Raw genomic sequence first — 15201 nt, forward strand, 5'->3', positions numbered from 1 at the left:
GTGATTGTCAGGGTAAAAAAAGGGCAACCCGCTATGGATTGCCCTGATATTCGATGCGTCTGATGCTTATTTATGGCGTTCTTTTAGCTTGTTCGCCACGTCTTCTAGTGAGAAACCTTGGTCTTGCAGAAGCACCATCAAGTGGTACATCAGGTCTGCGGATTCATTGATTAATTCCTCCTTATCGCCCGACGTCGCTGCAAGCGCGACTTCAACGCCTTCTTCACCCACTTTCTGCGAAATACGCTTGGTACCCTTAGCGTAAAGCGACGCAGTGTAAGATGTAGAAGGATCGGATCCTCGACGGGATGCCAACACCTGCTCCAATTGATGAAGAAACACCAAGGAAGGCTTGTTTGCGTCGTCATCGCCGAAGCAGCTTTCTGTGCCGAGGTGGCAGGTTGGGCCAATAGGGTCGACTTGCACAAGCAGGGTGTCTTGGTCGCAATCAAGGTCGATGTTCTTGAGTTGCAGCACGTTGCCAGAGGTTTCGCCTTTGGTCCAAAGACGCTCCTTGGTGCGAGACCAGAACGTCACTTGCTCGGTTTCTAGGGTTTTCGCTAGGGCATCTTGGTTCATGTAACCCAACATAAGCATTTGACCGCTCTTTGCATTTTGAACAACGGCAGGCACGAGGCCATCAACTTTGTCCCAATTAATGCGTTCAGCCAGTGCTGCGTTTCCTTCTGTCTGGCTCATAAGCGAATCTCCACATTTTCTTGTTTTAGGTATTGTTTCAAATCACCAATATTGATGACTTGTTTATGGAAAACTGAGGCGGCTAACGCGCCATCCACGTTGGCTTTTTCAAATGCATCTTTAAAGTGAACCATTTCACCTGCACCGCCAGAGGCGATAAGTGGTACATGGCACACTTCACGGACCATGTTGAGTTGGTCGAGGTCGTAACCGTTGCGCACGCCGTCTTGGTTCATCATGTTCAACACGATTTCGCCCGCACCGCGTTTTTGCACTTCCTGCACCCAATCTCGGGTTTCCCACTTTGTTGCTTTGGTGCGCGCTTCGTCGCCAGTAAATTGATATACCTGATATTTTCCTGTTTCACTGTCGAAATACGAATCGACACCGACAACGATACATTGCACGCCAAACTTTTCAGCAAGCTCTGTGATCAGTTCAGGATTAGCGAGAGCAGGAGAGTTGATGGAGATTTTATCCGCACCGAATTCCAGAATGCGCTTCGCGTCTTCTGCAGTTTTAATGCCGCCCGCCACACAGAAAGGAATGTCGATGACTTCAGCCACACGCGCCACCCAGCTTTTGTCGACGACACGGCCATCGCTTGATGCAGTGATATCGTAAAACACCAATTCGTCTGCGCCTTCAGCGGCGTAACGCGCTGCAAGTGGCACGATGTCGCCGATGATTTCGTGGTTACGGAATTGAACGCCTTTCACCACTTGACCATCACGAACATCAAGACACGGAATTATTCTTCTTGCCAGCATGCGAATGCCTCCTCAGCGGTGAATTTCTCATCCAGCAGCGCCCGGCCGACGATAACACCCGCCACGCCAGAGCCTTTCAAGGCTTCAATGTCTGCCAACGAGCCGATGCCACCGGATGATTGGAATTGAACGCTTGGGTAAGCGGCGCAAAGGTCTTTGTAGAGTTCAACGTTCGAGCCTGCCAGTGTGCCGTCGCGAGAGATGTCAGTACACAGCACATGCTTTAAGCCAACCTTCAAGAAGTCTTCAAGCAGCGCTTCGATGGTCACGCCTGAATCTTCTTGCCAACCTGAAACTGCTACAATGCGGTTGCCGTTGTCATCAATGTTGATGTCCAGTGCCAACACGATTTGCTCAGGGCCGTATTTTTCCATCCAGCCTTTTACAATTTCAGGTTGTTTCACTGCAGTTGAACCAATAACAACGCGCTTTGCGCCTGCACGAAGCAGTTCAACCACATCGCTTTCTTTGCGTACGCCACCACCAATTTGGATGTTAGCGGGGGTGCTTTCAATTAAACTGCTGATCATGGAGATTTGGCGCGCAGACGTGTCTTTCGCACCGGTCAAATCAACAAGGTGAAGCCAGTTTGCACCTGCTTTGTGGTACAGCGCGAATTGCTCGCTTGGGTTCACTTTGTATTCGGTAACTTGTCCGTAGTCACCTTGATAAAGACGAACCACTTGTCCGTCGATCAAATCTAACGCTGGAATAATCATCCCTAATTACATCTCCAAGAAGTTTTTGATTAACTGCGCACCGGCTTTGCTTGAACGCTCAGGGTGGAATTGCACGCCATAGTAATTGCCACTTTGTACTGCGGCACTGAATGCATGGCCGTAGTCACAACGGCCGATGGTGAATTCACCTTCTGGCATCGCGTAGCTATGTACAAAATAGAAATAGCTGTTTTCTGGAATGTCTTTAAACAGTGGATGGTTATCCACGGGTGTCACTGTGTTCCAGCCCATGTGAGGCAAAGGCAAATCGCCCGTCTCCATCAAGGAGGTACTTGCTGGGACATGGCCTAAACAGCTCACGTCAGACTTACCTTCTTGGGAAGAATTCCCCAGAAGTTGCATACCAAGGCAAATGCCAAGCAGAGGTTGTTTTACCTGTTGAACGAGCGCAATCAAGTCGCGCTCTTCAAGATTTTTCATTGCCTCTGTTGCTGTGCCCACACCGGGCAAGAACAGCTTGTCTGCGTCCAAAACAACCGCAGGGTCACGACTGATGGTCACGTCGTAACCCAAACGCTCAATGGCAAAACGCACTGAGCTCACGTTGGCGCATCCGGTATCGATAATGACAATCTTGCTCATTTCTCTCTCCTTAGAGGACGCCTTTGCTGCTTGGCAGTTCATTGCCATCAACACGAATAGCCTGACGCAGAGTGCGACCGTAGGCTTTGAACAAGCTCTCTACGATGTGGTGCGTGTTTTCGCCATCTGAAGACAGGTGCAGCGTGCAAGCCATGGTATCCGTCAATGAACGGAAGAAGTGCTCAACCATTTCTGTTGAAAGGTCGCCGACTTTCTCTTGTGAGAAACTGGCTTCAAATTTCAGGTAAGGGCGACCTGACAAATCCAGCGCACATTGTGCCAAGCACTCGTCCATTGGTAGGCTGAAACCGAAACGGCCGATGCCACGTTTGTTACCCAGCGCTTCTTTTAGCGCTTGGCCTAGTGCCAATGCGGTGTCTTCAACGGTGTGGTGATCGTCGATATGTAGATCGCCCTCCACAGCTACTTTCATCTGGAAGCCGCCGTGGGTCGCGATTTGATCCAGCATGTGGTCGAAGAAACCCAAACCTGTGCTGATGCTATTGCCACCGGTTTCATCCAAGTTCACCGTGATGTTGATGTCGGTTTCTTTGGTGGTACGGGTCACAGAGGCGACGCGTGGGCTGGTGGTCAAATCTTTTAAGATTTGCTTCCATCCCAAGGTTTCAGGGTTGTATTGAATACCACGTATTGCCATGTTCTCTGCCAGTTGGATATCAGTGTGACGATCGCCAATCACAGCAGAGGTTTTGAAATCAACACGGCCTTGTTGCAGGTAGTCTTTCACCAAGCCGAGTTTAGGCTTGCGGCAGCTACAGTCTTCGTGGTCGAAGTGCGGACAAATCAGAACATCAGCAAACTTCACGCCTTGAGATTCGAAAATCTCCATCATCATGTTGTGTGGCGCATCGAAATCTGCTTGCGGGTAACTGTCTGTGCCTAAGCCGTCTTGGTTAGTCACCATCACTAATTTGTAGCCTGCATCTTGCAGCGCAAGAAGTGCTGGGATCACGAAAGGTTCGAACTTGAGTTTGTCGAGGCGGTCGACTTGGAAGTCTACAGGCGGCTCAACAATCAAAGTGCCATCGCGGTCAATAAAGAGAATTTTTTCTTTCACATTGCTTTCCTTAACAATACGTCCTTTGCTTCCTGCTTCACGCCAATTGTTGGCGGATAAAGGTCAGGGTTTTTTCGCACTCTTCTCGGTTACCGACGCTAATGCGAATGCAGCCTTCAATTGGTGAGCGTCTTAGGATGATGCCGTTATCCCACAGGGCGGTAAACAGCAGTTCCGCGTCTTCAAATTTTACTAAAAGATAGTTACCGTAACCGTCAAACACCTGGACACCCGGCAGCATAGAAAGGCCTGCTTGCAGGTATGCGCGGTTGGCGCATAGGTCAAGCACTTGGTATTTCATGCGTGCTAGACCCACTTCGGACAGTGCTTGGCAAGCAATCTCTGTCACAGGCACAGGCACTGGGTATGGCGCGATCACTTTCAACATCAGTTGGATGACTTGCGTATTCGCCAGTGTGAAGCCACAACGAAGACCTGCAAGGGCAAAGGCCTTCGACATGGTGCGTAAAATCGCAAGGTTCGGGTAACGCACCAAAAGATCGACCGTCGACGCTTCAGGGCAGAAATCGATATACGCTTCATCGACAACCACCAGCGCTTTACCTGCGGTCATCTCAAGCAATGCTTCGATGTCGCCACGGTTCAGCAGGTTGCCCGTTGGGTTGTTTGGGCTACAAACGAACACCAATTTAACGCCATCAATCTGTTTCGTTATTTCTGGCATATTGAGCTGCCAGTCTTCTGTCAACGGCACGGTTTTGCGCACAACGCCGAAGGTTTCTGCACTGATGGAATACATGCCGTATGTTGGTGGGCAGAACAGAATGGAATCTTCACCGGCTTCACAGAAGGTGCGGATCAGCAGTTCAATGCTCTCGTCGGCACCGCGAGAGGTCAGCACTTGGTCTGGTCGAACACCGGCATACTCTGCGTAAGCGCGAATCAGCGGCTCGGGCTGACATTCGCTGTAGCGGTTTAGGCTATTTCCGTTGACCACGTATTCATTGTTGAACGGTGATTCGTTGGCGTTTAGCCAAACGTCACCTTGTCCGCCCAAACGGCGAGCAGACAGGTAAGGGGTCAATGCTTGAACGTCCTTACGGGCTAACTTCTCAATATCCATAACAACCCCTAAAATTAAGCTTTGTTGAGTTTTTCAATGCGAAGCGTGACGGCATTTCTGTGTGCGTCTAGCCCCTCAGCATTAGCCATGGCAACCACGGTAGGTGCCAGTGCTTGTAGGCCATCGGCTGACAACTCTTGTACGGTCATACGTTTACTAAAATCTGCAAGTCCAAGACTTGAATAGGTACGCGTAAAACCATAGGTTGGCAGCACGTGGTTGGTGCCTGACGCATAATCGCCCACAGACTCTGGTGACCAAGCGCCAAGGAAAATCGAGCCTGCATTATCAAGCAGTGGCAGTGATTCACGTGGATTTTTGGTCTGCACGATTAAGTGCTCAGGGCCGTAGTTGTTCGAAATAGCGATACATTGCGGCAGACTGTCGGCAATGATAATCAAGCTAGAACCAAGGGCTTTGCTGGCGATGTCTGCGCGGCTCAAGGTTTCTAGTTGGCGCTGAACAGCGTCTGCCACTTTCTCTGCTAATACAGGAGAAGGTGTTACCAGTACCACTTGTGAGTCAGGACCGTGCTCTGCTTGGCTCAGCAAATCTGCGGCAACAAAATCTGCATCCGCTTCTTCATCTGCAATCACGAGCACTTCAGAAGGTCCTGCCGGCATATCAATGGCTGCGCCTTTGAAATCATTGCTGACTTGGCGTTTTGCTTCGGTCACAAAGGCGTTGCCCGGGCCGAAAATTTTGTCCACTTTACTGACGGTTTCTGTGCCATAAGCCATCGCAGCCACTGCTTGTGCGCCGCCAAGGTTATACACTTCGTCGATTCCACAAAGCTTCGCGACATACAGAATTTCGTCTGCAATCGGTGGCGGGGAGCTCAACACCACTTTACGACAACCAGCGATTTGTGAAGGAACACCTAACATCAATACGGTGGATGGTAAGGGTGCACTACCGCCAGGGATGTACAAACCAACACGGTTGATAGGGCGAGTCACCAATTCACAGACCACACCAGGCATGGTTTCGACCGTCAGTGGCTGTGCTCTTTGTGCTTTGTGGAAACAGGCAATATTTGTGTAGGCTTGTTTCAGTGCTTGTTTGATTTCATCGCCTAAACGATCTTCGGCACTGTCAATGTCGCTTTGGCTAACACGGATGGATTCAGGCACAACCTTATCGAATTTTTCGGTAAGGGCTTTAAGCGCTGCATCGCCACCTTCACGTACGTCGCGAAGCACGCTAGTAACAGCATCAGTGATAGATGCGCTGTCGCTGATTGCTGGGCGTTCCAGCAAGGCATCGCGTTGTTCATCGCTGAGAGATTTCCAAACCACCGTTTTCATGGCTTACTCCATCATTTTCTCAATTGGCAGCACCAGAATGGAGCTCGCACCCAAGTCCTTCAGTTTTTCCATGGTTTCCCAGAACAGGTTTTCTGTGCTGACAAGATGTACAGCTACGCGCTGTTTGTCGTGCGCCAATGGAAGGATGGTTGGATCTTCTGCGCCCGGTAGAAGTTCAACGATTTTTTCCAACGTTTCGCTCGGTGCGTGAAGCATGATGTATTTGGATTCTTTCGCTTTAATCACGCCGTTAATACGCGTAAGAAGACGTTCAATAAGTTCAACTTTGTCTGAAGCAAATTCGCCAGTGCGTTGGATAAGCACGGCTTTTGAACGGAAGATGACTTCAGCCTCTTTCAGGCCGTTTGCTTCTAGGGTTGCACCGGTTGATACCAAGTCACAGATGGCATCGGCAAGTCCCGCGCGTGGTGCCACTTCAACTGAACCGTTCAACATACAGGTGCTGAATTTAACGTCTTGCTTATCAAGGTAAGATTTAAGGATGTTTGGATAGGTCGTCGCAATGCGCTTGCCAGCGAGATCTTGAGGGCCGTTGTAGTCTTGGTCTTTTTCGACAGCGACAGATAAACGACAACCACCGAAGTCTAGGCGACGCAGCTTGTTGTATTCACTTGGCTCGCCAACTTTAACGCGTTCTAGGCGAACTTCTTCTAGCTCGTTTTCACCGATAACACCGAGGTCAACCACACCATCCATGATGAGGCCTGGGATATCGTCATCGCGCACCAGCAATAGGTCGATAGGCATGTTTTCAGCGTGCGCCACAAGACGATCGCCAGAAACATTAATTTTAACGCCACAGCGTTTTAGCAGCTCAAAGCACTCTTTTGCTAGGCGGCCTTTCTTTTGTATAGCGATTCTTAAACGTTCAGTTTGCATGATCTATTCCCTGTATCTTTGGCTTTAACGCTTCCTTCTAGAAGACGTTGCCACAATTTTAAATCCTAAAATGTAAAAAACCCCCGGAAGGTTCGCTTCCGGGGGTCTGAATCTTGTGTTCGCTTTCAATGACCGTTGGAAGAACCTAATCCTTGTCTTCCAGTCGAAACCAATCTTCCCGAAAGACTACTCAGGATGGTGATGATGGTGAATGGTCATGAGCGATTTTTGCATGTTTACTTGACTACCTTGTCTGCGTATTTGTGTAAACCAGAACACGATTTTCACAAATTGTGTGCTAAATAGGTTTAACGTTTACTTGGCATCAACACTAACAAACTCATTAAATATTGCAACAAGTAATTTGTGGATTTCTACATTTACGGAAGGGGTTCATAGGGAAAGGCGAGAAATGCTGAGTTGACTCGCATTTGGAAGACACTTTGGTGACAGTTAGATGACTCTTTTTTAGAACACTTATTGAGGGGTGAATCTCGCTACCCTCATGGCTACAGGGCGATGCCTTCGTTTTATAAATTTAATTTTCTTGCAGTCTTATGTGTTTAACGAGCTCTAGACGTAAATATCAAGTAACCCGTCTTTTTTCTTTTTGTCTGTGCTATTGGCGGTTTCGCTGTTCGATGCCTCTTGCTCGTCATTTTCGATATCGCGCTCGGCATTCGATTTCGTTTGATCTTGTTTCAAGATCGTGCCGACTTTCTTGAGCGGTGATTCTGTTAATTTGGGGAACCAAGTCATCATTCATCCTCATGATTTGTTCCCCTATGTTATCGGCGCTAATTGATGTGACTTGAGTGTTTTTTAACCACAGCACTTCTTGTGTTTTTTGCCGCTACCGCATGGGCACGGATCATTTCGTCCCACTTTGTCAGCTTTTGGGTATTCTCCGTCGATGTAATACCAGTAGCTTTCTCCATCTCTATCTTCAGCAACAAAGCGCGACTTTTCATGCAGGCAGTAAGGTGTGCCATCTTCCACATAATGCGCTTTGAACTCGACAAAACCTTGTCGTCCACTGTCATCAACAGAACTCGACAGAACTTGAAGCATTTGCCATTTGCTTTTTACTGAAGAAGCGATGGCATCGCGATGCGCTTCAGCGTGGCATGAGGTGTGGTAGGTATCCACGACGAAGTCCACCAAACCCACCACATGAGCGCTATAACGTGCGCGCATGAGCTTTTCTGGGTGATCGGCCTTGCTGTAATCAAGGTGAATGGGCTCACAGCAATCACCATATGGCTTTTGGCTAGCACAAGGGCAGGGTGCGGTGGTGGAAAATGTAGAGAGCTTTGCAGTCATGAAAGTGAACCGAATTAATGAAATCCGGCTCATTTTCGAAGGCTAATCAGAAAGAGTCAACATAGATGATCAATACACAGCACAAAGACCGTGTCAGCATGATTTCCCATCAAAAGGCATGAAGGTACCAGTCATACTCCAAATTGGTAATATGTTGTTCAAATTCCTCAAGTTCTTTCTCTTTACAGGTAACAAACACATCAACGAAGTCTGTGCCAAGGAACTGACGCATCACGTCAGAAGATGACAATGACCTTAAAGCATCACGAAGATTCGTGGGTAAGGGGGTTGTGTCTACATCATAAGCATTCCCGACAATGGGGTCGCAAGGTTCAATCTTGTTATCAATCCCATGCATGATCGATGCAAGAAATGCGCTCATCATTAAATAGGGGTTTGCATCCGTGCCTGCGACGCGATGTTCAATCCTTGTGGCTTGGGGAACATCACCGGGAATGCGAAGCGCGGTTGTGCGATTTTCCAATCCCCATGTTGCTGCGTTTGGAACATAAAATTCAGGACTGAAACGACGGTACGAGTTGATGTTTGGACACAAGATAGAAAAATACTGTGGCATCAATTCAAGCAGTCCACCTAGAGCGTAGCGCATCGTATCGGTAACTTGAGCGTCTTCTTCAGGCTGGAAAACGTTGTGCCCTTGTTCATCGAGTAAACTGATGTGCAGATGCATCCCATTGCCTGCTTGATCGGCATAGGGCTTTGCCATGAAAGTGACGTCGAGATCGTGATCGTGAGCGACTTGCTTAATGACGCGCTTGAGCAATATTGAATGGTCGCACGCAGCCAGTGCGTCATCGGTGTGTTTGAGATTAATTTCGAATTGACCCGGAGCTGATTCGGCAACAATGGTATCAGCGGGTAGCCCTTGCTCTCGTGCTGCGTCGATAATGTCGGTAAGAAGATCGGCGTATTCGTCTAAATCATCCAATGAATAGACCTGCGTGTTTTCAGGACGCTTACCTGTAATCGGCGAGATAGGTGGCAATGGCGCTTTATTAGGTGACTTACTGTCGATGAGATAGAACTCTAGCTCGAACGCTGATACGGGGTTGAAGCCTCGTTCCTGTATTTGGCGTAATACGCGGCGAAGAATCATTCGTGGATCGCCAAAAAATGGCGTATCACTTTTCTCATACATTTCGAGCATGACTTGGGCTATAGGGCGCTTTTGCCAAGGTTGACGAGTGAGCGACCCGGTCACTGGAAAACAAATTGCGTCGGATTCACCGATCTCTAGGCCCAACCCAGTTTCTTCGACGGGGTTACCTTTAATGTTCATTCCATAGATAGAGATAGGTAAGGCAATACCTTGTTCGTAGGCTTTTGGTAGCTTGTCTTTTTCTATGCGCTTACCGCGCACAATGCCGTTCATATCAAGCAATAACAAATCAACAAATTCAATATCGGGGTTGGCTTCGAGGAACTGAATAGCCTCTTGAACGTCCGGTAGATTTGTATCTTTAGGCGTGAACATTTCCCTGTCTGTTTGATATCGCATTAAACACCTACCTAAGTGTAAATTATATTAACCACTCATGTGGTTACCATTGAGTGAATAGTAAACGCATGAGAATGTCAACCGCGTCACAGGTCACAAAATACATATTACTCCTTCAAATCAATGCGATAAGCTCGGGTAAATCAGGTGATTAGCAATGTTAATAAAATGATAAATAAATAGCTTGTTTTTGTTGCTTTGGTCACTTGCGTAATTTATTTTTAACGTGTAGCGTGTGAAAAAACGAACGCAGTAAGTGTGGTAAGTGGTGGGGCAGGCCATTTATTAATCCCTCAGTTTGGGGTAATGAAAGAGCAAAGGATGGTTATGCGGTGTTCAATTTCTCCATTAGTCGGCGTGACAGGGTGTAGCACTCAGTTAGGATTACACCCTTTTCATATTGCGGGTGAGAAGTACGTGAATGCTGTCGTTGATGGCGCCGGGTGCTGTCCACTTATTATTCCTGCTTTAGGTGAAGCGTTGCCGATGAAGCAGCTTCTTTCCTCTCTAGATGGCCTTATGTTTACAGGGTCACCGTCTAACATAGAACCTCATCATTATCATGGCACCCCCAGCGATGCGGGGACGGATCATGATCCTAAACGTGATGCCACAACTTTGCCGCTAATGAAGTTAGCACTGGAAATGGGCGTGCCAGTTCTGGCCATTTGCCGCGGGTTTCAAGAAATGAACGTGGTAATGGGGGGCTCCTTGCATCAAAAGCTTCATGAAGTTGGTGGTTTTATAGAGCACCGTGAAGACAAAACGGCCAGTGTCGATATTCAATATGGCCTTTCTCATACCGTTACGATCGAACCCGGAGGCCTTCTCTGCGAGGCGTGGGGTCGCACCTCTGCCGACGTCAATTCTGTTCATACTCAAGGAATTGATCAGTTAGGTAAGGGTTTGCGACCGGAAGCAACTGCGCCAGATGGGTTGATAGAGGCATTCTCTGTCATAGAGGCTAAAAATTTCGCATTAGGGGTTCAGTGGCATCCTGAGTGGATGGTCACAAAAAATCCTTTTTATTCAGCTATCTTCGAAGTATTCGGGGATGCCTGCAGAAGAAGAGCGAAATCGCGTGAGAAAGACTATGAGCAAGCTTAAAAAATGGTTAAAAGACAATGAAATCACAGAGGTAGAGTGTGTCGTTGGTGATCTTTCGGGGATTGCACGAGGAAAAATCGCACCAGTTGATAAGTTCATCAGTGAGGGTGAGATGCGCCTGCCGGAGAGCGTATTGCTTCAAACTGTGACCGGTGACTATGTTGATGATGACATTTACTACGCGCTGTTGGATGAGGCCGATATCGACTTCATTTGTAAGCCAGATGAAGACGCAGTGTACTTGCTGCCTTGGACGATTGAAAAAACAGCACAAATCATTCATGACACCTTCGACAAAATGGGTAATCCCATTGACCTAACGCCTCGAAATGTTCTTAAAAAAGTACTCAAGCTCTACGAAGATAAAAATTGGAAACCTGTGGTGGCGCCAGAAATGGAGTTTTACCTCACTGCGCGAAGTGCCGATCCTGATTTGCCACTAGAGCCGCCAATTGGGCGCTCCGGGCGTGTTGAAACAGGGCGTCAGTCGTTTTCTATTGATGCAGCTAACGAGTTTGATCCGTTATTTGAAGACATGTATGAGTGGTGTGAGACTCAGGGATTGTCGATTGATACTTTGATCCACGAAGAAGGTGTCGCTCAGATGGAAATCAATTTCCGTCACGGCGATCCATTGGTACTTGCTGATCAGGTTTTCGTCTTCAAGCGCACGCTTAGGGAAGCCGCGCTCAAGCACAATGTGGTCGCCACCTTTATGTCCAAGCCGATTACTGATGAGCCGGGCAGTGCCATGCATTTGCACCAGAGCATTCTGGATGTCAAAACGGGTAAGAACGTGTTTACCAGTGAAGATGGTACCAGCTCGTCCTTGTTCCATGGACACATCGCAGGGTTACAGCAGTTCATTCCTCAAATGCTTCCTTTGTTTGCACCCAATGTGAATTCATTCCGCCGTTTTCTTCCTGATACTTCCGCACCAGTGAATGTGGAGTGGGGAGAAGAAAACCGTACCTGTGGTTTACGTGTGCCAAGTTGTTCACCGCAAAACCGTCGTGTTGAAAACCGCCTTCCGGGCGCGGATGCAAACAGCTATTTGGCGATCGCAGCGAGTTTGCTGTGTGGCTACATCGGCATGATAAAAGAGCTCAAACCAACCCCCCCAGCACAAGGTCGTAACTATGAAATTCGCAGTCCTGTGTTGCCATATACCCTTGAAAGTGCGCTTGAAGGCATGGAGAACTGTGATGAGGTTTCTGAGTATTTAGGCGATGCCTTTGCTAAAGGCTACATCGCAGTGAAGCGTAAAGAGCAGGAAAACTTCAAACGCGTCATTAGCTCTTGGGAGCGCGAATTCCTGTTGTTGACGGTGTAATAACAACAGCGTAGGGAAGGCCGCCTGCTAGGTTGGTATTCAATTCATTGACAAGGATGTGGAGGTCGTGATGACACACGTCGGACAACAAAGTACTGAGACATTGCAAGCGCTGGATAACGCGCACTATTTACACCCGTTTAGCGATTCAAAAACGCTTAGAGAGAAAGGCGCACGAATGATTGTGCGTGCGCAAGGCGTGTATATTTGGGACAGTGAAGGTAACCGTATTCTAGATGGTATGGCTGGGCTTTGGTGCACCAATATTGGTTACGGTGAGCAACGACTAGCAGATGCTGCCTATCAACAAATGCTGGAACTTCCTTACTACAACAGTTTTTTCCAATGTGCACATCCACCCGTGGTGGAGCTTGCCAAAGAGATTGCCGACTTGGCACCCGACCATATGAATCAGGTGTTCTTTACTGGGTCGGGTTCTGAATCAAATGATACGGTGCTGCGAATGGTTCGTCACTATTGGACCGTTAAAGGCCAGCCTGAAAAGTTCACTATTATTGGCCGTCATAACGGCTATCACGGCTCGACGGTTGCGGGTGCAAGCCTTGGCGGAATGAAAGCGATGCACCAACAAGGCGGCTTACCGATTCCTGGAATTCATCATATCCCTCAACCGTATTGGTTTGGTGAAGGGGGCGATCTTTCTCCTGAAGAGTTTGGTATTCAAGCAGCGCAAGAACTTGAAAAAGCCATTCTCGAACTAGGTGAAGACAAAGTCGCCGCCTTTATCGCGGAACCTTTTCAAGGCGCAGGCGGCGTTGTGATCCCTCCTTCAACGTATTGGCCTGAAATAAATCGAATTCTCGCCAAGTACGACATTTTGATGATCGCCGATGAAGTGATCTGTGGTTTTGGTCGAACGGGTGAATGGTTTGGCAGCCAGCACTTTGGTATCAAACCTGATTTTATGCCGATCGCCAAAGGCATGACGTCGGGGTATATCCCTATGGGCGGCGTGATCGTCAGCGATCGAGTTGCACATACCTTTGAAGAAAAAGGTGGCGAGTTTAATCATGGGTATACCTATTCAGGACACCCTGTTGCTGCTGCCGTCGCGCTAGAAAATCTTCACGTAATGAAAGAGAAGCACTTGGTTCAATATGTCAAAGAGGACATTGGGCCGTATTTGCAGACTAAATGGCAAACACTGGCTGATCACCCATTGGTGGGAGAGGCGCGTGGCCTTGGTTTAGTCGCAGCCATTGAGTTGGTGAAAGATAAAGCAACCCGTGCTCGGTTCGATGAATCTGTCGGTATAGGTGGGATCTGCCGAGACAAAAGTGTCGAGAATGGCCTAATTATGCGGGCTTGCGGCGACACCATGATCATCAGCCCACCCCTTGTCATCTCACATTCGGAAGTGGATGAACTTGTGGAAAAAGCACGTTTGGCCTTGGATCTCACCTTCGAGCAACTTCAAGCGCTTGGCGCGGTGTAGCGTTATATAGAAAGGATGATCTTGATGCGTGCACTTTTGTGTATGCAAACCATCACGCCAGATTGGATAGATCTGGTGGGGAGAAAAAGTGTGGCAGTGCGCTTTCTCTCCTAAACGGAAAGGACCCTAAGGAGTACACATGAAAATGGCTACTAGAAATAAGACCACAGTAATGACCTTTGCAGGGCTGTTGGTATCATCAGGACTGATGTTGTCGACAAGCGTACAAGCAGAAGAAATTCTTCGCATTTACAACTGGAGCGATTACATCGCCGAAGATACGATTGAGAATTTTGAAAAAGAAACGGGCATCAAAGTCACCTACGATGTGTATGACAGCAATGACGTACTCGAAGCCAAGTTGCTATCAGGAAACTCTGGCTATGACTTAGTGGTTCCTTCCAGTAACTTCCTCGCTAAACAGATTCAAGCAGGTGCTTTCCAAAAGCTGGATAAAGCGCTTCTGACCAACAACGGCAACCTTGATCCAGCCATGATGAAACGCCTAGAAATGGCAGATCCAGGTAACCAATATGCGATCCCTTACCTTTGGGGAACCAATGGCATTGGTTACAACGTAGAGAAGGTGAAAGCCGCTTTGGGTGGGCCGTTACCTGAAAATAAATTGGATCTGCTTTTAGATCCAAAATACGCAGCCAAGCTAAAAGATTGTGGGATTGCCGTGGTCGATTCGGCAGACGAAGTGATGCCGCAAGTACTGCAGTATTTAGGTAAAGATCCAAACTCAACCAACAAGAAAGATTACAAAGCCGTCGGTGAGGCGCTCGCAGAAATCCGCCCTTACGTCACCTATTTCCACTCTTCTCGTTACATCACAGACCTTGCGAATGGTGATATCTGTTTAGCTTATGGCTTCTCAGGCGATATTTTCCAAGCGGCAGACCGTGCGGATGAAGCAGGGAATGGGCAAGTTATCGACTACGCCATTCCGAGCGAAGGTGCCCAGCTTTGGTTCGACATGATGGCAATCCCCGCCGATGCGAAGAATGCCAAAAATGCACTAACCTTCATGAACTACTTATTACGCCCAGAAGTGATAGCCCCTATTACTGATTACGTGGTGTATGCCAACCCGAATCCCGCATCCAATGATCTGATTGAAAAAGAGATCTTGGAGAATCCGTCAATTTATCCAACGCCAGAAGTGATGGATAGACTGTTCATTTCTGAAGTCCTTCCTTTGAAAATCAACCGCGTACGAACGCGCATTTGGACCCGTATGAAGACGGGGCAATAGCGACGTCTTGTCGCATGCTTTACGCCGTGCATCTGCATAGACTCC

The 15201-nt window shown here is 48.1% G+C and carries 15 protein-coding genes and 1 other annotated feature; of the genes, 4 read left to right on the plus strand and 11 right to left on the minus strand.

What is annotated here, in order from left to right; genetic code table 11:
- Nucleotides 1-66 precede the first annotated feature (66 nt).
- The 11 genes from hisIE to L4D06_RS02050 form a co-directional block, all read right to left on the minus strand.
- Nucleotides 67-699, minus strand: coding sequence for a bifunctional phosphoribosyl-AMP cyclohydrolase/phosphoribosyl-ATP diphosphatase HisIE (gene hisIE / locus L4D06_RS02000; RefSeq protein WP_274163759.1), 633 nt, complete (start codon nt 697-699; stop codon nt 67-69).
- Nucleotides 696-1469 carry an imidazole glycerol phosphate synthase subunit HisF gene (gene hisF, locus L4D06_RS02005; protein ID WP_017008889.1) on the minus strand — a complete coding sequence of 258 codons (774 nt, stop codon included), beginning with the start codon at nt 1467-1469 and terminating at the stop codon, nt 696-698. Before hisF ends, hisIE begins: the two co-directional genes overlap by 4 nt.
- Nucleotides 1451-2188, minus strand: coding sequence for a 1-(5-phosphoribosyl)-5-[(5-phosphoribosylamino)methylideneamino]imidazole-4-carboxamide isomerase (gene hisA, locus L4D06_RS02010; RefSeq protein ID WP_017008890.1), 738 nt, complete (start codon nt 2186-2188; stop codon nt 1451-1453). The genes hisF and hisA overlap by 19 nt, the downstream gene beginning before the upstream one ends.
- Nucleotides 2189-2194: 6 nt before the next feature.
- Nucleotides 2195-2791 (minus strand): imidazole glycerol phosphate synthase subunit HisH, encoded by a 597-nt coding sequence (gene hisH / locus L4D06_RS02015; RefSeq protein ID WP_017008891.1) that lies wholly within the window; start codon nt 2789-2791, stop codon nt 2195-2197.
- A gap of 10 nt (nt 2792-2801) precedes the next feature.
- A complete protein-coding gene (hisB, locus tag L4D06_RS02020) occupies nt 2802-3869 on the minus strand; it encodes a bifunctional histidinol-phosphatase/imidazoleglycerol-phosphate dehydratase HisB (RefSeq protein ID WP_429737690.1) in 1068 nt (355 codons plus the stop codon).
- A gap of 37 nt (nt 3870-3906) precedes the next feature.
- Nucleotides 3907-4947 carry a histidinol-phosphate transaminase gene (gene hisC / locus L4D06_RS02025; RefSeq protein ID WP_429737724.1) on the minus strand — a complete coding sequence of 347 codons (1041 nt, stop codon included), beginning with the start codon at nt 4945-4947 and terminating at the stop codon, nt 3907-3909.
- 20 nt (nt 4948-4967) lie between these two features.
- Nucleotides 4968-6260, minus strand: a complete 1293-nt coding sequence (gene hisD / locus L4D06_RS02030) for a histidinol dehydrogenase (protein WP_429737691.1) — start codon at nt 6258-6260, stop codon at nt 4968-4970.
- A gap of 3 nt (nt 6261-6263) precedes the next feature.
- Nucleotides 6264-7160, minus strand: a complete 897-nt coding sequence (hisG, locus tag L4D06_RS02035; protein WP_274163755.1) for an ATP phosphoribosyltransferase — start codon at nt 7158-7160, stop codon at nt 6264-6266.
- A 71-nt stretch (nt 7161-7231) separates the two neighbouring features.
- Nucleotides 7232-7371 (minus strand) — a sequence feature (His leader region).
- Nucleotides 7372-7733: 362 nt separating this feature from the next.
- Nucleotides 7734-7922, minus strand: a complete 189-nt coding sequence (locus L4D06_RS02040; RefSeq protein WP_274163754.1) for a hypothetical protein — start codon at nt 7920-7922, stop codon at nt 7734-7736.
- A gap of 60 nt (nt 7923-7982) precedes the next feature.
- The gene (locus tag L4D06_RS02045) at nt 7983-8483 is read right to left on the minus strand and encodes a YchJ family metal-binding protein (RefSeq protein WP_429737692.1); all 501 of its coding nucleotides are present in this window, start codon (nt 8481-8483) and stop codon (nt 7983-7985) included.
- Nucleotides 8484-8592: 109 nt separating this feature from the next.
- On the minus strand, nt 8593-10002 hold the full coding sequence (locus L4D06_RS02050) for a glutamine synthetase family protein (protein ID WP_274163752.1): 1410 nt from the start codon (nt 10000-10002) through the stop codon (nt 8593-8595).
- A gap of 327 nt (nt 10003-10329) precedes the next feature.
- Between L4D06_RS02050 and L4D06_RS02055 the strand changes: the two genes are divergently transcribed.
- From L4D06_RS02055 to L4D06_RS02070, 4 genes are all read left to right on the plus strand, one after another.
- Entirely contained in the window at nt 10330-11109 is a 780-nt protein-coding gene (locus L4D06_RS02055) for a gamma-glutamyl-gamma-aminobutyrate hydrolase family protein (protein ID WP_429737693.1), read from the plus strand.
- On the plus strand, nt 11096-12442 hold the full coding sequence (locus L4D06_RS02060; protein ID WP_274163750.1) for a glutamine synthetase family protein: 1347 nt from the start codon (nt 11096-11098) through the stop codon (nt 12440-12442). Before L4D06_RS02055 ends, L4D06_RS02060 begins: the two co-directional genes overlap by 14 nt.
- A 70-nt stretch (nt 12443-12512) precedes the next feature.
- On the plus strand, nt 12513-13898 hold the full coding sequence (locus tag L4D06_RS02065; protein WP_429737694.1) for an aspartate aminotransferase family protein: 1386 nt from the start codon (nt 12513-12515) through the stop codon (nt 13896-13898).
- A gap of 139 nt (nt 13899-14037) precedes the next feature.
- Nucleotides 14038-15156: a polyamine ABC transporter substrate-binding protein gene (locus L4D06_RS02070; protein WP_429737695.1), complete on the plus strand. Its 1119-nt coding sequence runs from the start codon at nt 14038-14040 to the stop codon at nt 15154-15156.
- Nucleotides 15157-15201: the final 45 nt, after the last annotated feature.

Source organism: Enterovibrio makurazakiensis (assembly GCF_050336585.1).
Lineage (GTDB): Bacteria > Pseudomonadota > Gammaproteobacteria > Enterobacterales > Vibrionaceae > Enterovibrio > Enterovibrio gelatinilyticus.